Origin of the sequence: Rickettsia montanensis str. OSU 85-930 (genome assembly GCF_000284175.1) — a bacterium.
In the GTDB taxonomy this organism is placed as follows: Bacteria; Pseudomonadota; Alphaproteobacteria; order Rickettsiales; family Rickettsiaceae; genus Rickettsia; species Rickettsia rickettsii.
Window position 1 is genome coordinate 391136 of sequence record NC_017043.1, and the last position, 21178, is coordinate 412313.

Here is a 21178-nt window from a genome sequence, read left to right on the forward strand (position 1 = left end):
TATACAGTCTTATATAAATAATTTTATATAAATAATATTGCATGGCGTTTTGTTAATTTGATAATCTTTAACCTCAACAAACATGTCTAAATATCTATTATACAGTTATTGAAATCTTTTTTATTGCATCTTTTACTGAAAGATACGAATTTTTGTGACCGGGTATACTACCCTGAATCATAATAAGCTTACGCTCTTTATCAACGGCAAATATTTTCAAATTTTGAATAGTAACTTGGTTACATCCCATATGACCGGCCATTTTTTTGCCTTTGAAAACCTTTCCTGGATCTTGTCTTTGTCCTGTAGAACCATGCGAACGATGGGATATCGAAACACCGTGAGAAGCTTCAAGACCTCTAAAATTATGTCTTTTCATACTACCGGCAAATCCTTTACCTATAGTAGTTGCCGTTATATCCACAAATTGTCCTGCCGTAAAATGGTCTACTTCTATACTTGCCGCTATATCAATAAAATTCTCTTCAGAAATTCTAAATTCTTTTAATTTAGTTTTAGGAGATATTTTAGCATTAGCAAAAACTTGTTTCATAGGTTTGGTTACTCTAGATATTTTTTTATCTTTTACACCTATAACCAAAGCATTATATCCATGTTTTTCTAGAGTTTTATGTCCTACTACTTGACAATCATCAACTTTTACTAATGTTAAAGAAATTCTTTCGCCTTTATCATTAAAAACACTAGTCATCCCAATTTTTTGAGCAATTATACCGGTTCTCATTTATTCCCCACTCTCTAATTCAATCACTACATCAACACCTGCTGCTAAATCAACTTTACTTAAAGCATCGACAACCGCCGGATTCGGATCACCTATAACTAATAATCTTTTATGCTTTCTAATTTCAAATTGCTCTCTTGACTTCTTATGTACATGAGGAGACCTATTTACGGTAAATCTTCCAATTTTTCTAGGTAAAGGAATAGGACCATTAATGTTAGCAAACGTTCTTTTAACAGCACTAACTATCTCTTTTGTAGCTTGATCAATACTACGGTGATCAAATGATTTTAAACGAATTTTGATTTTATTTTTCATTCAGTAAACCTAATATTTAAACAGCAAGATGTTTTTTAGACATCTTAAAAATAAATACCTATTATTTTTTAATAATAGGTATTTATAACATCAATTAATTATTTATTTTAGTTACTACGCCGGCACCCACTGTTCTACCACCTTCACGTATAGAGAATTTCAACCCTTCCTGCATCGCAATCGGTTTAATTAATTCCACTGTAAAAGTAGCATTATCTCCAGGCATAACCATCTGCTTATCAGCAGGCAATTTTATTGTACCGGTAACGTCTGTTGTTCTAAAATAGAACTGCGGACGATAGTCATTAGTAAATGGGGTATGACGTCCACCTTCTTCTTTACTAAGCACATATACTTCAGCTTCAAACTTATCATGCGGTTTTATGCTACCAGGTTTTGCGAGAACTTGTCCTCTTTCAACTTCTTCTCTTTTTGTACCGCGTAGTAATATACCGACATTATCTCCGGCTTGTCCTTCATCAAGTAATTTTCTGAACATTTCTACACCGGTACAGGTAGTTTTTTGCGTATCTTTTAGACCGACTATTTCAATTTCCTCACCTACCTTAATTATTCCTGACTCTACTCTACCAGTTACAACAGTACCTCTTCCTGAAATAGAGAATACATCTTCTATCGGCATTAAGAAAGGTTTATCCGTAGCTCTTACAGGCTGCGGTATATAGCTATCTACTGCATCCATTAGCTCATTAATAGCTTTTTCACCTTCAGGCTTTCCTTCTAAAGCTTGAAGTGCAGAACCTTTAATAATAGGTATTTCATCACCCGGAAAACCATATTTTGATAATAATTCCCTTACTTCCATCTCTACTAGTTCTAATAGATCAGAATCATCCACCATATCTACTTTATTCAAGAATACTACCATAGCAGGCACACCTACCTGTTTTGCTAGTAATATATGCTCTCTAGTTTGCGGCATAGGGCCATCAGCAGCAGAAACTACTAATATTGCACCGTCCATCTGAGCGGCACCAGTTATCATGTTCTTTACATAGTCAGCGTGTCCCGGACAATCTACGTGTGCATAGTGTCTATTTTTAGTCTCATATTCTACGTGTGCAGTAGAAATAGTTATACCTCTTTCTTTTTCTTCAGGAGCAGCATCAATTTGATCATACGCTGTAGCTTGTGCTCCACCTGTCTTAGCAAGTACCATAGTTATTGCTGCTGTTAAGGAAGTTTTACCGTGATCTACGTGACCGATCGTACCTATATTAACGTGCGGTTTAGTTCGTTCAAATTTTGCTTTTGCCATATTATTACTCTCTACAATTTTTTAGGTTTAATACAAGTTAATTTTTTATTAAGTGCATTTTTTTGCTAAATTTATTTGTTACCACTATCTCTGGAGCGGGTGATGGGAATCGAACCCACACAGCCAGCTTGGAAGGCTGGAACTCTACCATTGAGCTACACCCGCATTGTAGCACTATTAATAAAATAACTTCAAAGCTATTTTGTTAACAGTGCTATATCAATTTTATTCAGATTTATAAATATACACAATTTATTATTTTTAAATAAAATTAAACATATATACATGAAATCTTTTAAAATAAAATGATACGCTTCCCTGAACCATTTAAGTGGTGGAGGGAGAAGGATTCGAACCTTCGAACGCTTACACGGGCAGATTTACAGTCTGCTGCCATTGACCACTCGGCCACCCCTCCTAAAGAACTTTACTGTATTAAATAGACTAATTCACTGTAAAATACAATATATCAATTAGTATTAGGACTTAATAAAACTTCTTGCCAAATCATCAAATAAACAAATAGCAACTTGCACATTTATTTAGTTGTAACTTTCTATAATAAATAGTAGTTTCTGTCAAGAACAAATTACTGACGGTTTTCAATAAGATGCAAAATAAAAAACTTGATTCTAAACATTGTTATTATATGTATGGGAAACATCCTGTATTTTCTGCTCTAAATAATCCAAAACGTCAAATTGACAATATTTTATGCACTAGGGAAATTTTTGATACAAACAAAAAATTAATAGGTACTAGATCTTATGAAATTGTTAATAACGATATTTTATCTAAATTACTGGAAAACCAAACACATCAAGGAATAGCTGCAAAAATTAGACCAATTTTTTCTTACAATTTAGAGGACATAGATATAACAAATCCAAAATGTAAAATTGCGATTCTTGATCAAATAACAGACACACAAAATATTGGAGCAATTATTCGTAGTGCTGCTGCTTTTGATATAAATGCTATAATATTACCTCAAGATAATTCTCCGAATGAAAGCGGCAGCATTGCTAAAGCAGCTTGCGGTACTTTAGAATTAATACCTATAATTAAAGTTACTAACTTACGCTCATGTATGAATTATCTTAAAAAACACGGCTTTTGGATTATAGGTCTAACAGGTTCTGCAAATGACTACTTTACTGATAAATTAATTTCCGACAAAATAGTATTGGTATTTGGCTCAGAAGATAAAGGCATACGAAGATTAGTCGCAGAAACATGTGATTATTTAGCCAAAATCCCTATTTCTCAGAGAGTAGAAAGTCTTAATGTATCAAATGCCGCTTCTATAATTTTTCATTCATTACATAAATAATATTTTTAATAAATCAAATATTGTTTTTTATTTACTTCGATATAAATATTTAGTCTACTAAAATTAAAGTCATAAACTTTTATCAATTAATTTGAGAGAAAAGTCATGAAAAGGGGACCAAATGAACAAATTATCGAGAGTTTTGAAAAACAATTAGACATATTTATAAATGCACTTACAGAAAAAGAGATAACAACAGCTATATTAAACAATTTTTTTGATAAAGTGATCAATAACCTCAAGAATGAAAGATTAATTAATGATACTATATTTGATATATATCAAGGTAAAGCAGTAATTACTAAACCTATATATTCCGATTATATAGCATCTTCCGAACCTAAATATAACGAACATTGGCAAAAATTTTATAGTTTTAATCGTAATCTTATGATAGAAAGCACATTAATATTTATTGCTAAGAATCTACAAAAAGCTTCTTTAACAGACAAATTATATTATAGTTTTGCTAAATTAGCCCAACAATTAGACTTGAATGCAGTAAGTGATCATTTTATGAAAAAAATAGATAATTATATAACATTTAACAATTTATGAAAAATTACAGAACCGAAAGTGATTCTTTTGGAGAAATTCAAATAGAAGAAAAATTTTATTGGGGGGCTCAAACTCAAAGATCTTTAGAAAATTTTAAAATAGGCAAGCAAAAAATGCCTGAAATTTTAATTCGTGCTCTTGCTATTTTAAAAAAATGTGCAGCACAGGTTAATCATGAGTTTGGTGATTTAGAAACTAAAATCGCTATAAGTATAGATAAAGCCACGGATAGAATCTTAGAAGGCGAATTTGAGGATAATTTTCCTTTAGTAGTTTGGCAAACAGGTTCAGGAACGCAAACAAACATGAATATGAACGAGGTTATTGCCTCTATTGCCAACGAAGAATTAACAGGCAAGAAAGGCGGCAAATCTCCGGTACATCCTAACGATCATGTTAATAAAGGACAATCATCCAACGACTCTTTTCCAACCGCTATGCATATAGCAACCGTACTTGCAACTAAACAGCAACTGATACCAGCTTTGAATAATATACTTACCTCTTTGCAGGATAAGTCAAAAGATTGGGACAAAATCATAAAAATAGGACGCACCCACTTGCAGGATGCAACTCCTTTAACTCTTAAACAGGAATTCTTCGGATATATTACACAAATAGAGTATGCTTTAGAACGCATAGAAAATGCACTACAAAAAGTTTATCTACTTGCCCAAGGAGGAACGGCAGTCGGTACAGGTATTAACTCAAAAATAGGCTTTGATATAAAATTTGCCGAGAAAGTGGCAGAGTTTACTAAACAACCCTTTAAGACGGCTCCTAATAAATTTGAAAGTCTAGCTGCTCACGACGCACTAGTAGAATTTTCAGGAACTCTTAATACCATAGCAGTGAGCTTAATGAAAATAGCAAATGATATAAGACTGCTCGGCTCCGGTCCAAGATGCGGTCTTGGTGAGCTACATTTACCTGAAAATGAACCTGGTTCTTCTATTATGCCCGGTAAAGTAAACCCTACACAAGTCGAAGCTTTAACAATGGTGTGCAGTCAGGTGATGGGAAATCATGTTACGGTTACTATTGCCGGCTCAAACGGACATCTTGAACTTAACGTATTTAAACCCGTAATAATATACAATATCCTACAATCTATAGAGCTGTTATCCGATAGCGTAAATAGCTTTGTTACTCACTGTGTTAAAGGATTAGAACCCAATATAGCACGCATTAATGATTTACGTGATAAATCTCTAATGCTTGTTACAGCTCTTAATCCGCATATAGGCTATGATAATGCCGCAAAAATTGCTAAAGAAGCACATAAGCACGGGATCACTTTAAAAGAAGCAGCTAAAAAACTCAATCTTCTATCGGAAGCAGAATTTGATAAAATAGTAGTACCTGAAAAAATGGTTAGTCAATCTTAGATTTTATATAAAGATATTAATTTAAACTATTAACATTACTGTACTTATAAATAGGATAATATTACCTATGTGAAACAAAATTTATCTAATCACATTAACCTACTTGAAGCAAAAACTCATTTTCCCGATCTAATACAGCGTGTACAAGACGGAGAGCAAATTACCATTTGTAAGCATAATACACCGGTTGCAAAAATTATAACTCAAAAACCTAAAATGGATAATATAGTAGAGCAAATAAGAGAATGCAGCAAAGGCAAAACATTAGCTCCTTATACTATTAAAGAGCTTAGAGATGAAGGTAGAAAATGGTGAATTCTAAACCGTTTATATCCGATTGCTCCATAACTATCTCATGGTTCTTTTATGATGAACGTGATAAATATTCAGATTTTACATTAGATTATTGTTATAAGTTTAGAGTGATAGTACCGCCTCTTTGGAAACTTGAAGTAACTAATGTAATATTAATAGCAGAAAAACGTGCTAGAATAAAATCAGTAGAGGTTATTAAAATTATAGATTTTTTAAACTCTCCCCCCCTTAATATATCAAATTTTAATTTTTCCATACATGAAATTATACAAACTGCAAGAGCCAACAATCTTACTGCATATGATACAATTTATTTATTAACTGCCATGCATGAAGGACTTCCTATGGCCACTAACGATAAAGCATTAATCAAAGCATGTCATAATAACAGCATGCCGCTATTATATAGTGAATTAGCTTGAATTATGGATGATTTATAAGAAATATTTTATTTTTTTAAGGGCATAGTGAATACCGTTAATGCTAATCCATTTACGGTATGAGATATGTTCTTAAAAAATTAAAAGATGATATAGAAATTGTCCATAATTCAAGCTAATTCACTATAAAAGAAAATAATCCACATTTTTCATAAAAAGTTTATGGAAATTTCTAAATCTTTTATTATACTTAAACATTAATTATATAAAATAAAAGAGTATCATGGTTTTAAATATCAAAGCTCCTGAAAATATAGTATTAAAGCCGACCATTACAGTTTTTGGCGTTGGGGGTGCAGGTAGTAATGCAGTAAATAATATGATTAGTGCTAATCTGCAAGGTGCTAATTTTGTAGTAGCTAATACTGATGCACAATCGCTTGAACATTCTTTATGCACTAACAAAATACAACTCGGTGTTTCTACGACTAGAGGTCTTGGGGCAGGAGCTTCTCCTGAGGTTGGAACACTTGCTGCTCAAGAATCAGAAAGCGAAATTCGTAGTTACCTAGAAAATAGCAATATGGTATTTATTACGGCAGGTATGGGCGGTGGTACAGGTACCGGTTCTGCACCGGTTATTGCACGCATTGCTAAAGAACTAGGCATCCTTACGGTTGGGGTAGTAACTAAACCTTTCCATTTTGAAGGCGGTCATCGTATGAAAACTGCCGATAAAGGACTTATTGAATTACAGCAATTCGTTGATACTTTAATTGTAATACCGAACCAAAATCTATTCCGTATTGCTAATGAACAAACGACGTTTGCCGATGCTTTCAAAATGGCAGATGATGTATTACATGCAGGCGTTAGAGGAGTAACGGATTTAATGATTATGCCGGGACTTATTAATCTTGATTTTGCCGATATTAAAGCAGTAATGAGCGAAATGGGTAAAGCAATGATGGGTACAGGTGAAGCTAGTGGCGAAGATAGAGCTATTAAAGCGGCAGAATCTGCAATTTCAAATCCACTGCTAGATCATAGCTCAATGTGCGGTGCAAGAGGTGTATTAATCAATATTACCGGCGGTTCCGACATGACCTTATTTGAAGTTGACAACGCTGCTAATAGAATTAGAGAAGAAGTAGATAACCTTGATGCTAATATTATTTTCGGTTCAACATTTAATCCGGAATTAAAAGGAATTATCAGAGTATCAGTTGTTGCTACCGGTATTGATGCCGATAAAGTACCGACATATAAACCCACAATAGCTGAAACTACCAATATAGTTCCTGAGGAAACTTATAATAAAGCTATAGCACAACCTACACAAATAGAAGAAATTCCTGATTTTAACAGCTACAGTACCGAAAATATTGAAATTACCGACTCTCCAATAAATCAAAATTTTATCGGAAATGAAAAAGAGCTAGGGTTACATGCAAATACTTTCAACAAATCTGAAGATGACTCACCCAAACCATCATTTTTAGGGAAAATATGGGGTTCTCTGCGTGCTTCAAATAATCAAACTTTAGAACGCAAAAACGTTGTTGTTAGTACTCTAGATCAAGATAATAAAGAGTCTGATATTCATGACATACCGGCTTTTTTAAGAAAGAAACGGGATTAGATTAGAAAATGAATATAATTTCAGAACAGCATAAAAAAGAATTATTAGAAATAACTAAAAATTTTCCTGCAGATACTGCATCACTAATAAATTATGTAGATAAAACATTTAAATGTCACATTCATGATTTATCTTTATCGGATCAAAGAGATTTAAAGTTTTTTATAGCAAAAAGCTTTGCAAATCAAATTGATGTTTGTAAAACTAAAGAACATGCTCAAAATTTTTTACAAGAGTTACACGAGCTATGGGAAGATTTATTTGAAGAGATATTGGAAGATAAGCCTGTATATAGTTTAGACATTGACGGAGCAACATACTATGCCGCATTAGATTTTACCGAATTAAATCAAAATAATATGCTGAATACAAGATTTAGCGCAACCTCCCTTGATTTTCATTTAATAGAAACGCTACCTAACTTTTCTAGTGGCAAACAAAAATATAAGGCTGAACTAACCTTTACAGAATTAAAACAAAATAATTTTGCAAAAATATATTTGGAAAAACAGCAATATAACTCTCAAAGTATTCTTATTTCAAATATACAAAATAATCACAATAATTACATATTATTTCCTAAGATTATAAACCTTGAAGAACAAGTTACCATAGATATATTAAATAATTTATTATTACTTATAATAAATGTAATCTTTTTGAATCCAATAACGGATCAGAAATATATTTTAGATTCCCTAATAATGAAAGGCTTGCCATAAAAGTTTTTAGTTTAAATAATCAGCCTATATTAAAAGAAAATAAATTTGAAAATTCTATATATTGCACCCTGTCCTACGCCACTTGAAAATCAAAAGCGTTATGTAATTCATTTACCTACAAGGTCCAATGAAGAAAAGCTAAAAGTAGAATTGCAAGCAACAAAAAATGCAACGCAAGACTGTAATCGTGTTTGGTTTGGTGGTAAGCTGGAAACAAAAACTTTAGAAGGATGGGGATACAATTATTATATAATCGATCAAGTTAGCGATCATCCTGCTAGTACAATGATGGCATGCCCAAACGTAAAAGCAACCATACAACCGATTAGTGTATTTTTAGGCGATGAAACATTCTTAAGATATAATAGCAAACTACCTATCATAGTATATGCTCCAAAAGATGTTGAACTACATTACGTTATTTGGCATCAAAATGATACAATCAATTTTGCAAAGGAAGAATAGGACCATACTATTCTTCAAAAAAATTCAATATACTATATGACATTTAATCGCGAGTAGTTGTAGACTGCGTGGCAATCCAAAAAAAATAATCAAAATTCTGTAAATCAGAATTTTTTACTAGATTGCTTCGTCGAAACTTTCAGTTTCTTCTCGCAATGACGAAGACTAACCTATACAACAAGGTCCGTAGTCGCTCGCAGTTAGCATACTAAATTACTCAAAATCTTCCTCTACAGCTTCAACTTCTTGCACTTCCGGTACAAAATGTTTAAGCATGGACTCAATGCCGTTTTTTAAGGTGATGGTGGAACTAGGACATCCAAGGCATGCACCACGAAGTGCTAATTTAACTACACCGTTTTCAAAGCCTTTATATATTATGTCGCCGCCGTCTTGTGCAACAGATGGACGCACCCTAGTTTCAATAATCTCTACGATTTGCTTCTCTATTTCCGAAAGCCCATCAAGGTTATGATTTACATTATCTGCTTTGGTGTTTTCTTCAAATACAGGAAAACCTGAAACAAAATGATCCATAATAACCATTAAAATTTCAGGCTTTATAACTTGCCAATTACCCTTAGCTTGTTTAGTTACTGTTATAAAATCACTACCGAAAAACACTGATTTTACATTATTAATATGAAATAATGATTCTGCAAGTTTGCTTCTTCCTTTTACTTCAGCAAGCTCACTAAAAAATACCGGCTGATCACTACTTATTTCCTGCCCCGGGAAAAATGTTATTGCATCCGAATTTGGAGTATCTTCAGTTTGAATAAACATAATTAAAGCACACTAATAAATTTGTTGATTATTATAAATTGATAGTACTACTTTTACAATATATTTGTATTTAGGCATTTTTGCATGGCGCTCAAAAGCCTTATATGTCATTCCTGCGGCAGCAGAAATCCAGTACTACCTATCCACATCATTGCGAGAAGGCATTTATGCCGACGAAGCAATCTCATGAAATTTAAGAGAGATTGCCACGTCGCTACGCTCCTCGCAAGGCATTGTTGCAGGGACCGGTAAAGCACTCAGTGTCATCCCGTGGCTTGACCACGGGAGCCAGTTAAAAATACTAAAATTATTAGTATTTTTTATTGTTTTTATGGACCCCGTGGTCAAGCCACGGGATGACAGAGGTGAAATTGATCCACACAACAACGCCTCCTCGCAATGACAATTATAAATATTTTGCTAGATTCCCGCTTTTAGCTAGGAATAACATAAGGCGGTAAATATCTAATTAATATATAAGCCGGTATAAAACAAAATCCTGCTACAATAAAGAAATAAGTCCAACCTAAATAAGTAGCTGCATATCCTGAAATACTACCAAACAATATGGTACTAATATAAGCAATAGAAGTAATTAAAGCAATTTGGGTTATACAATATTTAGAACTACAGCATCTTAATTGGTAAGAAAAAAACGGCGACATAGTTAAGCCTTTGGTAAATTCTTGAAAAAAGACCGCTATATACAAACTTGTAATATCTCGATTATAAAAATAGAGATATAAAAAAGATAGGCTAGATAAAGCATGATATATTAATGCTCTTTTAAGCAAATAAGAATATTCATATTTTCGGCACAAAAACCCACCTATAAAACCTCCAAGGATTGTAGCACACATACCGAAAGCTTTATATCCAAAAGCTAAATCTTTCTTCGTATACCCAATATCGAGATAAAACATATTCGGCATAATTGACAGAAAATTATCTTGAAGACGATATAGAAGCATAAAACTAACAATCATTAGCCATTTAGGTTTCTTGACAAAATCATAAAAAGCATGCCAAAATCTATCAAAATCATTAATAATTATCTTATCTTTAAATTTAAGCGGATAGATTATAATTAATAGTAATGACGGTATACATAAAATTGCCATAGCACGATAAACACCTTGCCAGGATATGATAGTAGATAAATATAACGCTCCTGAACCTGCTACAAGTATACCTATTCTAAAGCCTGTAGTACAAGCTGCCTCACTTATACCCCAATTTTTATTTGTAACCAGTAACATCTGTGATGATTGAAGTAACATATCATAAATGGAAACAAAAAATGCTACAGCTACTAAGCATAAAGCAAATGGTATAAAATGAGTGTTAGGGTTAAAATTTGTTAGAACATATACACAAAAAATACAACTAACCAAAGCAATAATTAAACAATATTTATATCCCCACTTACTTAAAGGAGCAAAACTTACTTTTTCAAGCAAAGGACCCCATAAAAATTTAAATATATGAATAAAATTCACTAAACTAAAAAGCCCGATAGTGATTTTATCAAAACCGGATTCTCGAAGCCAAAAAGAAAGAGTTGAACCGGTAAGTAAATAAATTAAACCTCCGGGAAAAGAAATTATTAATATAAAGAAAATATTAGATATATATTGAAATCGTGAAAAATTTAAACTTATGAATTTATCCTCCCTTAAAATATACGGATATCATTCCTGCGAAGGCATTGCCCACATGGATATCTAATCGTCATTGTGAGCAGCCATAAGGCTGCGTGGCAATCTCATGAGATAATAATAAACTCTTGAGATTGCTTCGTCAATTACTTACGTAATTTCCTCGCAATGATATAAATGACATAAATCTAAACTACGATACTTTCTTTCTTTTATTACCGTAGCTGTTACCATCAAAGATTCTTTTACGGCTACTATCAAAAGAATTAAACTTTTTACCGTCATCGCCGGCTCTTTTACCGAATGATCTTTTACGATTATTTTTATCACTTCTAAACTCACTACGTGGCGTAGATTCTCCTTTATTTACTAGACGAGCGATTGCACGCCATCTAATAACATCATCAGGAGAAATAAAAGACAACGCATGCCCAGTAGCCCCTGCTCTACCAGTTCTACCTATCCTATGTAAATAATCTTCAGGACACATAGGTAAATCATAATTAATAACATGCTGTGTATGAGGAATATCAAGCCCACGAGCCGCTACATCAGTTGCTACCATTATTCTATGGTTTGACTTACGAAATGATAAAATTACTCTTTCACGTTGACGCTGACTTAAATCACCGTGTATAGCTTCTGCTGTATGATTTTCATATTTCAACATTTTAGCTAATTGATCGGCAGAGCGTTTAGTCTTCACAAAAATAATAACCGATCCTTCCCTATTACCAAGTTGTTTAGTTAATTCACTAAATTTTTCTTTATCAGAAACATGCATTGATTCCTGTTTTATTTCTGCAGCTGCTTTATTAGTAGCACCTACCATAATACGTACCGGATTGTTTAGATATTTTTGAGAAACAGCAATAATATGTTTTGGCATAGTAGCGGAAAACATTAAAACTTGTCTTTTTTCCGGTAAAAATTTATTGATTTCTTCTAATTGTTCTTTCATCCCCATGTCAAGCATTCTATCCATTTCGTCAAGTACGGTGATGCCTATACGATCAATTTTTAGACTTCCCCTATTTAAGTGATCGATAATACGCCCCGGCGTACCGATAATCACTTTTGGATTCTTTTTTAATTGCATAAATTGTTTAGGCATCGGTTCACCGCCTATCAAAACTGCACTATTAATTTTATAGGATGTAGTTACTTTATTTAAAGTACTGTGTATTTGCGTTGCTAATTCTCTAGTCGGCACAAGAATTAAAGCAGTAGTTTTATTTTTAATAAATGAATCAATTAACGGCAATAAATAAGCAAGAGTTTTGCCTGAACCTGTTTGGCTAGAAGCGAGTATGTCCGATCCCGCCATTGCAACCGGAATCGATTGCTTTTGTATTTCAGTCGGCTCAGTTATATTCATTGTCTCGAGAGCAATAATTAATTCTTCAGATAAATTAAAATTTTTCATTATATAATCCAATATAGTTTTAAATCAAAATATGCACATTATTGATTAGACCTCTTAACATAACTCATTTCTTAAAGATATATGAGAGCTGCTCTCTCATCCTTACATACTTAACTATGTACGCTGCGTAGAGTAGCAGTTCTTATTCCCTTTATAAGATAAGTTATGCAAGAGGTCTATTGTATAAAAAATAAGTTATAGTAAATTAAAATAACGACTTATATAATTATCCTGAATCAAAAAATATGCTTAAGCTAGATTACAAAACACCAACTAAATATATAAAACATATAAAACGATAATGAATAATGAAACTATTTTAGAATCTTATTCAAGCCAGAATAATACTATTAGATTTAGGGCATTTTCATGCCCTTTAGTAAAAATAATTTATTATACTTAAAATTATATAGGTTATTATAAGACAAAAACAAAATATTTACTATTGTGATAAAGATGACTAGGCTACCCTAAATTATAAACAACTTTGGATAGCTGCTTTTGGTATTATAAATATATTTATTTAATTCTGAGGTTAACAGCATAGGCTTTTCTTTGCTTTTCTTCAAGATCAAAAATTACATCTTGTCCTTCTTCAAGGCTATGTAAACCTGCTGCGTCTACGGCTGATTTGTGTACAAACACATCTTTGCCGCCATTTTCCTGTTCAATAAATCCAAAATTCTTCGTAGAATTATACCACTTAACTTTACCTACTATATTTGTAGTCATAAAAACCTTTATTAGATAGAAATTACTTATTTGAACTTAACACACGCTTATAATAACTAAAACTTAAATTTTACTTTAAGCTTTACTTAAATATAAGAGCCGATAAAATTCATTATGTAAAACTATCTTACCTTGCGGCATTTGTCAATAAACATGTCAATAACATGCAAGAGAAAGTATTACTTTCTGAAACTAATCTATCATATTATTACTATTTTGTCACTATCGTAAGTTAATTATCTAATAAATTAATGAGTAAACTAACTATTTTAAAGGTGTTTAATAACTTTTTCATATCAGACTAATATATTAACGATAAAAGTACTTGCTTTTTTGTATTTTTTTTATTAGTCTGTCCACTTAGCAAATGCAACCTTAATATCCACAGCTGCCCGCGTGATGGAATGGTAGACATAACGGACTTAAAATCCGTGGAGCGTAAGCTCTTGCCGGTTCAAGTCCGGCCGCGGGTACCATCCACCGTTTTTAGGCAAATTCACCAATGTATCAAACGGCGAACACAGCATAAAATCAAGCTTTTCAGGTTTCAATATTAAGTTCCCAAATATTAAATTTACTAAACGTCTTTTTTCGCTCACGCTGGAACTTTTAAATATCTTATAGGCACTTGAGGCTGTTGATATCAAGGAAACCTGTAGCGATAACCGAAATTACTGCGTAGCTGTGCCCCTAATGTATTAATTCGCATCGCAACTAGATATTATGAGCGAAACTGATTTAGAGATTGCCGCAAAAAACTAACCACCAAGCCAATGCTATTTAATATGTTTGCTTTAGCTGAACATTTGCATAAGACAATTGTCGAAATCAAGCAAATTACAGTAGACGAATAGCATCACTGCCTCGCTTATTTTAGACTAAAGAAATCTAGCAAACAGAATAGATTGAAAAGGCAATAAGTAAAAGCTTTTCAGCGTTTTTTACTTAATAATACATACGCTTTAATAAATGTTGTTTATTATATTGTGCTTCAGAATTTGTAGGATCAAGTTCAATTGCTTTATTATAAGACTCAAGAACTAAATTGTATTTACCTAGTAAATAGAAAAAGCCGTATTTTTGAGTAAGATTGACTTATTTCCCCCCCTAAAATTACTTCTCTCACATGATAATTAAACTCTATCATTAATATATAAGCTAATTTTAAAGAGTTAAAATATAAAGAAGAAGAAATTTTAACCTCTGAGTCTTATATTGATGAAGAGGAAGAAAAGAAATTAAAAGCTCAAAATGCAAGGAAAGAGCTTAAGTTAATACTAATAACTCTTGGAATAGTTTTGACTAGTTTTTTAACTTTCTGTTATTTCTTTTTTAACTATATAGAAGAAAAAGCAGCAGAATATAAACTACAGCAAGAAGCAGAAGCAAAAAAGTTAGATAAAGCTGAATGATGCAAGCTATAATATTTTATAATATTTCAGCAATTCTCAAATAATCTTGAGGGGCAAGATTTTCAGCACGATAATTATCATTGATTTTCAACTGAGTTAATACTTCATGTATATTAGGTACAAGATTTTTCAGTGATGATTTGATCATTTTCCGTCGTCCTGCAAAAGCAAGCTTTGTTATTTGCTCAACTTTATTTATCAGAGCAATAGACGGCGGATTTTCTAAAGGTATTAGTTTAACTATAGCAGAATATACTTTAGGAGGTGGATAAAAAGCAGTTGGCGCTACGTCAAAGCACTTTTCCACTTTAGCTACTAGCTGACATATTACCGATAATCTGCCATATGCTTTAGTTGAGGGCATAGTACAAATACGTTCTACTACTTCCTTTTGTAACATTAGCGTCATACTAGTAATTAGCCGTGCTTCTTTCAGCCATCTAATCACTAACTCAGTACCTATATGATACGGTAAATTAGAGATTATAGTTACTTTATAGTCAATTGATTTGGACTCACCTATATCGTTACTCGTCGCTCTCCTATTAGTTATAGGCTTCGCTTCTAGCGTCTTATATGCAAATCCAACTGAATTGACTATATCATAGCTTAAATCGGTTAAATTTATTTTAAGAGCATCTTGTTTAATAATATTTAGATTAGGATAATATTCTTTAATCTCATTAAGGAGCGGGAGGCATCTCTCATCTGTTTCTATAACAGTTAAGGATTCAGGATTTTTCTGCAATATTGACCTAGTTAACCCTCCTGTGCCGGGCCCTATTTCTAATACTCGGCTATTTTCTGCCAGATTACTTGCACGTACGATTTTATCACATAGACTACTGTCAAAAATAAAATTTTGTCCGTGCTTTTTAAGAGGATTAACTTGATGTAAAGCTGCGTGTTTTGCAATTGAAGGGAGCATAGGGTATGTCATTCCCGTGAAAGCGGGAATCCAGTAAAATATATAAAAACTTGTTTTTATATGTTTGTTTTTATCAAATATAATTCTGTATTAATAATCAAGGTTATTTTTCTGGATTCCCGCCTACGCGGGAATGACATAGAATAACACACACTAAGACGGCAGCATTATTTTTATAACTGCTTTCTTACGCATATTTTCAAACATTTTTTGTGCTTTTTGCGAAATCTTTTTATTGGTTAGGAAATTTACTACATAATTATTTTCATCTTCATTAACATTTAAGATTTTTTTGCTGCACACTAATGTTATTTCAAATTTGTTATTTACTTCAAAAACATTACTTGCTTTATCAGGAGTTAAGTCCTTTACAATAGTTTGTTTTACGCCTTCTATCTTGCTAAGCTTATCGGTAATAATTTGCATAGTAGCAAAATTATCATAAAGCGATTTTTTAACATCCGCACATTTTTTTAGCCGATTTTTCAAATTATTCATCTGCGTAAATGCTTTATTGCCACCATCTTTAGATGTAAATACTTGCATTGAAATTTCTACGTCTTTTTGATCGCTAGACAAAATTGCAACATCTATTTCTTTATTACTTACTTGTACCGACCTTGATAGACTTGATAAAATATTCATTTTAATCAACTCGGATTTAATTTGGGAAATAAAACTATCAGGATTAACCAATCTGCTTTTTAGATACTGAAGAAGAGAACCGTGAGGCATTTTATTACGATCTTCAATAGACTTAATAGCGTTATCTATCTCTTCTTGCGAAATTTCTCTATCTCCTGCATATTGAAAAAGCAAAGATTCGTCAATTAAGCTCTTGAGTGCTAAGTCACTTAGCTGCTTATCTTGAGCAGGCGTTAGACTTTCAACATTATTTAGTGCCATAATCACTTTTTTTCTAGCACGGAACTCATTAAGAGTAATAGGTTCATCATTTACGAATGCTACTATATTCGGTAATGATGCTTGCGCTACATTAAAAGTAAAAAAAACGGTAATGATTAATAATAATTTTCTCATGTGATACTCTGAATAAGTGACCAGTAAGTAGACGAAGTTTTACTTGGAAAAGAGCAAGGAGTCTACAAATCAAGGAGCGGAGCGTACATTTAGTACGTGAGCACCGCAGAACTTACAAGACGACGTAGCCAATTTTTCAAATAAAACGAGTATACTCACATGTTTAAAACTTTTAAACCGATAGAAATAGTCGGCGAAGAGGTAGTCTTTTTGATTCCTCTACTTCCATCGGCTAGATAATCGGAATAAATCTTTGCAGTAATTCTAACACAATCTTTAGCATATGTCATCCTAATAGTTCGAGTAAGTAAATCTGGAGATCGTCTAGAGAGATCAATGCGTACACCAAAGCCTATAGTCCAATTTTCCGCTAGCTGATAATTTATGTCTCCATAAAATTGTCGTGCTCTATTATTTGAAACCTTTATACTTTCTACGGAATAATATTTGTTAAGATTGGTAAGCTGAATAAAACTACCTAGAAAGTTAATCTTATCATAGTTAAAATTTCCTCCCACTTCATCTCTAATAGGTCTGAAATATCTATCTTTCCGAAAGCTATAAAACACTTCTAAATTATTAGAAAGATTACCTAGTATCTGTCCTACATTTTCCGTATTATCAGCCGGCAAATCCATACTATACCTTGTATTACGGGATTGTCCTAAAAATAATTTTAAATAATTTTCTTCTTTAGCAATACTAGTATTTAAGCCGTAACTTAATCTATTACCGAAATCATGGCAATCAATACCGCTATAACGGTTGGATAAAAAGATATTTTTTTCGGATAATTCATATTTAGCAGGATCAATTATAACAAATTTTTTATCTTTCTTAGATAGTTTACGTCCCATAGTAAAAGAAACTACCGGCTCAATAAGTAAATTTATCGTTTTTGTTATATTGCCTACTAACGGATAACGCCATAAAGTTTGCAATTCCGGTATATTCCTTTGAAATGATTTACTTTCTCTCGGCTTATCTACATAAACCCGTCTAGCAAGATAAAAATCGCCTCTATCTTTAGCAGCAAAATCAAAAATTTGTCCTGAAGCAGTCAGCACATTATGCATAAAGGATAGTTGCAAAGAGGTTCTAGCAACTTGTTTTCCTATTCTTTCTTTGTACATTAACGTGTTATTTTCAACAACGATATGGCTGTTGTCATTATCATTCAAATTTATCACGTTTTTTGTATTGATTTTTGGTAATACTAGAGGATCGGTATATTTACGATCATTACTACCTAAGCCTTGAAAACTTAATCCTTCCGCCGAAAAATAATCAGCCTCATGAATTTTATTTAAGAATATTTTAGAAGTTAAATATGAAGCGTAGTTATTATAATAATTTTTTAAATAAGCTTTATCCGATGTATGTTCCACCCTGAAACCGTAATCATAAACTTTATCGGTACTAATAAAATTACCGCTTGCTATATAATGATAAGAAGAAACTTTTTTATTTTTCACTACACTTCCGTCTTTTTCTAGAAAATACGGTAATTTACCGTAACTAACTTGAAAATTCATATTATCGGTATCATTCAGGCGATAACGTGCTTCTAGCTCATAAGTTTGATATTTACTAAAAATTCTTGGAGTGAGAGTAAAATCCATATTAGGTTTTGCACGTAGATATAGGGGGATGCCAAACCCTTTATTTTTGACTTCAGGTACCAATAATCCGGAAGTTGCAGGGGCCGTAGGAGTCGGATGGAAAAAATACGGTAAGTAAAAAATCGGTATACCGTATACTTCAAAAAACATGTTTTTATAAACTACTCTATGCTCTGCGGAATGAATATAAGTATCCTTAGCAGCAATTTGCCAAATAGGGTTTCTATTACAAGTAACATAACAAGGGGTAAACTCGGCATGGTGCAGCTTAAGATTATTTTCATCTATTCTTTCGGCAAGTTTAGCAATTAAAAGATTATTATCACCGGAAAGCAAAATGAATTCCGATATGATACCTTTCTTAAATTCATCTTTTAAAACCGCTTTGTCTCCCTCTATTATCCGATTTTGTTTATCCTTAATTCGGATATTACCTTCTGCCCATAAAATATCGTTTTCTATATCATAAAGTAAATTATCTGCCGTTAATAAATACTCATCCGTGATAATTCTTATATTACCTTTAGCATATATCAAATCCTGATTTTCATTATACTCTACGAAGTCAGCTATAATATTGCTTATTTTAATATTTTGACCATTCTTAGAAAGAGCGGCAAAACTTACCAAAGAAAATATTATGATAATAAGCAAACATATTATTCGCAGTAGCATTTATATTAATAAATATATTTTAATAGTAAAAAATAATAGCAAGCTATTAGCAATATATCAAATAATAAAAAATTTTGCTTGCTCTTTTGTAGTGCAAGGTTATTCTATGGAGATGATAACCGTCATTGCGAGGAGATGCATAGCATCGACGTGGCAATCTCATGAAGTAGGATAAACTCCTGAGATTGCTTCGTCAAAACTTATAGTTTCTCCTCGTAATGACGAATAATGTGCTACCCTCAGCGCAAAAAACCAAGTACTAATAAAATGCTAGACAATTTCATTGCGCATCAAGCAACCAAAGAGTTTTCAGTTAGTGAGATTTCTAATAAAATCAAAGAGCTATTAGAAAATAATTTTGGCTATATTAAGGTAAAAGGCGAAATTTCAGGCTTAAAAATAGCAAGCTCAGGTCATGCTTATTTTAACTTAAAAGAAAATACCGCCATTTTAGCCTGTACTTGCTGGCGTCCTATTCTTGCTAAAATCAAATTTCCTTTAAATGACGGCATGGAAGTAGTAATTAGTGGTAAACTCTCAAGTTATGCAGGTAATTCACGTTATCAATTATCGGTAGATAATTTGCAACCCGCAGGACTTGGAGCTATGCTGCAAATTCTAAATGAGCGTAAAGCAAGGCTCGAGAAAGAAGGCTTATTTAATAAAATACGTATTCCTATACCCTTTTTACCTGATAAAATAGGCGTTATTACTTCAATAACCGGTGCTGTTATTAAAGATATTATTCATCGTATTCGCGAACGTTTTCCGACTCGGATAATAATATGGCCGGTTAGCGTACAAGGCGAAAATTCCGGCAATGAAATTGCTGAAGCAATTGAAGGATTTAACAATTTAGAAGAGGTAAATAAACCACGTGTTATAATCGTCGCTAGAGGTGGCGGTTCTATAGAAGATCTTTGGTCATTTAACGATGAAATATTAGTACGTGCTGCTTATAACTCAAAAATTCCTATTATTTCCGCAGTAGGTCATGAAGTGGATTATACTTTAATAGATTTAGCAGCCGATAAAAGAGCTCCAACACCAACTGCTGCCGCAGAATTTGCCGTACCGGTACGATCTATTTTAAATAATACGCTACAATCTTATGAAAAAATATTATTGAATAATACTAGCCGATTAATTAAATACCACGAACAAAATATAGTAAATTACGATAAAATACACAGATATCTCTCTCACTATATAAATAATAGGCAGCAATTATTGGACGAAACCGGTTTTAATTTACTAGATGCTTTACCGTGCTTTATTGAACTACAAGAAACAAAGATTAAATCTTTTTCTAAAGAAAGAGTTAACCCTGCTAAAATAATCAATTACAAAACATTAGAATTAACACATCAAGCAGCTTATCTATCAAAATCGGCAAATAATACTTTGAAAAACTTTGAGTATAAATTAGAATTAAATAGTACGTTACTTGCAAGCCTTGATTATCACAACGTATTAAAACGAGGTTTTGCTATAGTTAAAGGAGAAACGGGTAATTTTTTATCTTCTAAAATTACTGCTGCGAATGAAAAAATTTTTAATATTAAATTTTCTGATGGTGAAATTAAAGTAGTTCGTGATTAGAGGCTTTGGTTTTTAACGTCATTGCGAGCAGCCGTAGGCTGCGTAGCAATCTCATGAAATAATGATAAGCTCCGGAGATTACTTCGTCGCATTACTGCGTAATTCTTCTCGCAATGACGACTCGGATATCCACGCAACAACGACTGTTCGC

General features: G+C 32.6%; 20 protein-coding genes, 3 tRNA genes and 3 pseudogenes. 12 read left to right on the top strand and 14 right to left on the bottom strand.

The window, feature by feature from the left end; all coding sequences use genetic code 11:
* Nucleotides 1-97: 97 nt before the first annotated feature.
* The 5 genes from rplC to MCI_RS02185 all read right to left on the bottom strand — a co-directional run bounded on the left by rplC (nt 98) and on the right by MCI_RS02185 (nt 2760).
* On the bottom strand, nt 98-745 hold the full coding sequence (gene rplC, locus MCI_RS02165; RefSeq protein ID WP_014409477.1) for a 50S ribosomal protein L3: 648 nt from the start codon (nt 743-745) through the stop codon (nt 98-100).
* Nucleotides 746-1063, bottom strand: coding sequence for a 30S ribosomal protein S10 (rpsJ, locus tag MCI_RS02170; RefSeq protein WP_014409478.1), 318 nt, complete (start codon nt 1061-1063; stop codon nt 746-748).
* A gap of 94 nt (nt 1064-1157) precedes the next feature.
* Entirely contained in the window at nt 1158-2342 is a 1185-nt protein-coding gene (gene tuf / locus MCI_RS02175) for an elongation factor Tu (protein WP_014409479.1), read from the bottom strand.
* 91 nt (nt 2343-2433) lie between these two features.
* A tRNA-Gly gene (locus MCI_RS02180) sits at nt 2434-2507 on the bottom strand.
* 167 nt (nt 2508-2674) lie between these two features.
* Nucleotides 2675-2760: transfer RNA gene (locus MCI_RS02185), tRNA-Tyr, on the bottom strand.
* A gap of 192 nt (nt 2761-2952) precedes the next feature.
* On the opposite strand from MCI_RS02185, the gene rlmB reads away from it, so the two are divergent.
* From rlmB to eco, 8 genes and pseudogenes are all read left to right on the top strand, one after another.
* Complete coding sequence (gene rlmB / locus MCI_RS02190) at nt 2953-3675, top strand: 23S rRNA (guanosine(2251)-2'-O)-methyltransferase RlmB (protein WP_014409480.1); 723 nt, start codon at nt 2953-2955, stop codon at nt 3673-3675.
* 105 nt (nt 3676-3780) lie between these two features.
* The gene (locus tag MCI_RS02195; protein WP_014409481.1) at nt 3781-4233 is read left to right on the top strand and encodes a hypothetical protein; all 453 of its coding nucleotides are present in this window, start codon (nt 3781-3783) and stop codon (nt 4231-4233) included.
* On the top strand, nt 4230-5621 hold the full coding sequence (gene fumC, locus MCI_RS02200; protein WP_014409482.1) for a class II fumarate hydratase: 1392 nt from the start codon (nt 4230-4232) through the stop codon (nt 5619-5621). Before MCI_RS02195 ends, fumC begins: the two co-directional genes overlap by 4 nt.
* A gap of 69 nt (nt 5622-5690) precedes the next feature.
* Nucleotides 5691-5936 (top strand): type II toxin-antitoxin system Phd/YefM family antitoxin, encoded by a 246-nt coding sequence (locus MCI_RS02205; protein ID WP_014409483.1) that lies wholly within the window; start codon nt 5691-5693, stop codon nt 5934-5936.
* Entirely contained in the window at nt 5930-6358 is a 429-nt protein-coding gene (locus tag MCI_RS02210) for a type II toxin-antitoxin system VapC family toxin (RefSeq protein WP_014409484.1), read from the top strand. Before MCI_RS02205 ends, MCI_RS02210 begins: the two co-directional genes overlap by 7 nt.
* Before the next feature lie 241 nt (nt 6359-6599).
* The gene (gene ftsZ / locus MCI_RS02215; RefSeq protein ID WP_014409485.1) at nt 6600-7958 is read left to right on the top strand and encodes a cell division protein FtsZ; all 1359 of its coding nucleotides are present in this window, start codon (nt 6600-6602) and stop codon (nt 7956-7958) included.
* A 272-nt stretch (nt 7959-8230) separates the two neighbouring features.
* Nucleotides 8231-8766: pseudogene (locus MCI_RS09520) on the top strand (hypothetical protein).
* Complete coding sequence (gene eco / locus MCI_RS02230) at nt 8726-9145, top strand: serine protease inhibitor ecotin (protein WP_014409487.1); 420 nt, start codon at nt 8726-8728, stop codon at nt 9143-9145. Before MCI_RS09520 ends, eco begins: the two are co-directional and overlap by 41 nt.
* Before the next feature lie 213 nt (nt 9146-9358).
* On the opposite strand, the gene MCI_RS02235 is transcribed toward eco, so the two are convergent.
* The 5 genes and pseudogenes from MCI_RS02235 to MCI_RS02250 all read right to left on the bottom strand — a co-directional run bounded on the left by MCI_RS02235 (nt 9359) and on the right by MCI_RS02250 (nt 13747).
* Nucleotides 9359-9931: a NifU family protein gene (locus MCI_RS02235; protein WP_014409488.1), complete on the bottom strand. Its 573-nt coding sequence runs from the start codon at nt 9929-9931 to the stop codon at nt 9359-9361.
* A 195-nt stretch (nt 9932-10126) separates the two neighbouring features.
* Nucleotides 10127-10294: pseudogene (locus MCI_RS10625) on the bottom strand (tRNA(Ile)-lysidine synthetase); the annotation flags it as partial.
* A 71-nt stretch (nt 10295-10365) separates the two neighbouring features.
* On the bottom strand, nt 10366-11592 hold the full coding sequence (locus tag MCI_RS02240) for an MFS transporter (protein ID WP_083837079.1): 1227 nt from the start codon (nt 11590-11592) through the stop codon (nt 10366-10368).
* Nucleotides 11593-11782: 190 nt separating this feature from the next.
* Nucleotides 11783-13015, bottom strand: a complete 1233-nt coding sequence (locus tag MCI_RS02245) for a DEAD/DEAH box helicase (protein WP_014409490.1) — start codon at nt 13013-13015, stop codon at nt 11783-11785.
* A 519-nt stretch (nt 13016-13534) separates the two neighbouring features.
* Nucleotides 13535-13747, bottom strand: a complete 213-nt coding sequence (locus MCI_RS02250) for a cold-shock protein (RefSeq protein WP_014409491.1) — start codon at nt 13745-13747, stop codon at nt 13535-13537.
* 390 nt (nt 13748-14137) lie between these two features.
* Between MCI_RS02250 and MCI_RS02255 the strand changes: the two genes are divergently transcribed.
* Nucleotides 14138-14223, top strand: a tRNA-Leu gene (locus MCI_RS02255).
* A gap of 469 nt (nt 14224-14692) precedes the next feature.
* On the opposite strand, the pseudogene MCI_RS07420 reads toward MCI_RS02255, so the two are convergent.
* A pseudogene (locus MCI_RS07420) lies at nt 14693-14773 on the bottom strand (hypothetical protein); the annotation flags it as partial.
* A 167-nt stretch (nt 14774-14940) separates the two neighbouring features.
* Here MCI_RS07420 and MCI_RS07425 point away from each other — a divergent pair.
* A complete protein-coding gene (locus MCI_RS07425; RefSeq protein ID WP_083837081.1) occupies nt 14941-15159 on the top strand; it encodes a hypothetical protein in 219 nt (72 codons plus the stop codon).
* Nucleotides 15160-15175: 16 nt separating this feature from the next.
* On the opposite strand, the gene rsmA is transcribed toward MCI_RS07425, so the two are convergent.
* The 3 genes from rsmA to MCI_RS02270 form a co-directional block, all read right to left on the bottom strand.
* A complete protein-coding gene (gene rsmA / locus MCI_RS02260; RefSeq protein ID WP_014409493.1) occupies nt 15176-16087 on the bottom strand; it encodes a 16S rRNA (adenine(1518)-N(6)/adenine(1519)-N(6))-dimethyltransferase RsmA in 912 nt (303 codons plus the stop codon).
* Between the two features lie 153 nt (nt 16088-16240).
* Nucleotides 16241-17128: a SurA N-terminal domain-containing protein gene (locus MCI_RS02265; protein ID WP_014409494.1), complete on the bottom strand. Its 888-nt coding sequence runs from the start codon at nt 17126-17128 to the stop codon at nt 16241-16243.
* 155 nt (nt 17129-17283) lie between these two features.
* Nucleotides 17284-19425, bottom strand: coding sequence for an LPS-assembly protein LptD (locus tag MCI_RS02270; RefSeq protein ID WP_041404100.1), 2142 nt, complete (start codon nt 19423-19425; stop codon nt 17284-17286).
* Between MCI_RS02270 and MCI_RS02275 the strand changes: the two genes are divergently transcribed.
* Both MCI_RS02275 and xseA read left to right on the top strand, forming a co-directional pair.
* Nucleotides 19391-19600, top strand: a complete 210-nt coding sequence (locus MCI_RS02275) for a hypothetical protein (protein WP_014409496.1) — start codon at nt 19391-19393, stop codon at nt 19598-19600. The two genes, MCI_RS02270 and MCI_RS02275, sit on opposite strands and share 35 nt — an antisense overlap.
* Nucleotides 19601-19692: 92 nt before the next feature.
* Nucleotides 19693-21027 carry an exodeoxyribonuclease VII large subunit gene (xseA, locus tag MCI_RS02280; protein ID WP_014409497.1) on the top strand — a complete coding sequence of 445 codons (1335 nt, stop codon included), beginning with the start codon at nt 19693-19695 and terminating at the stop codon, nt 21025-21027.
* Nucleotides 21028-21178 lie beyond the last annotated feature (151 nt).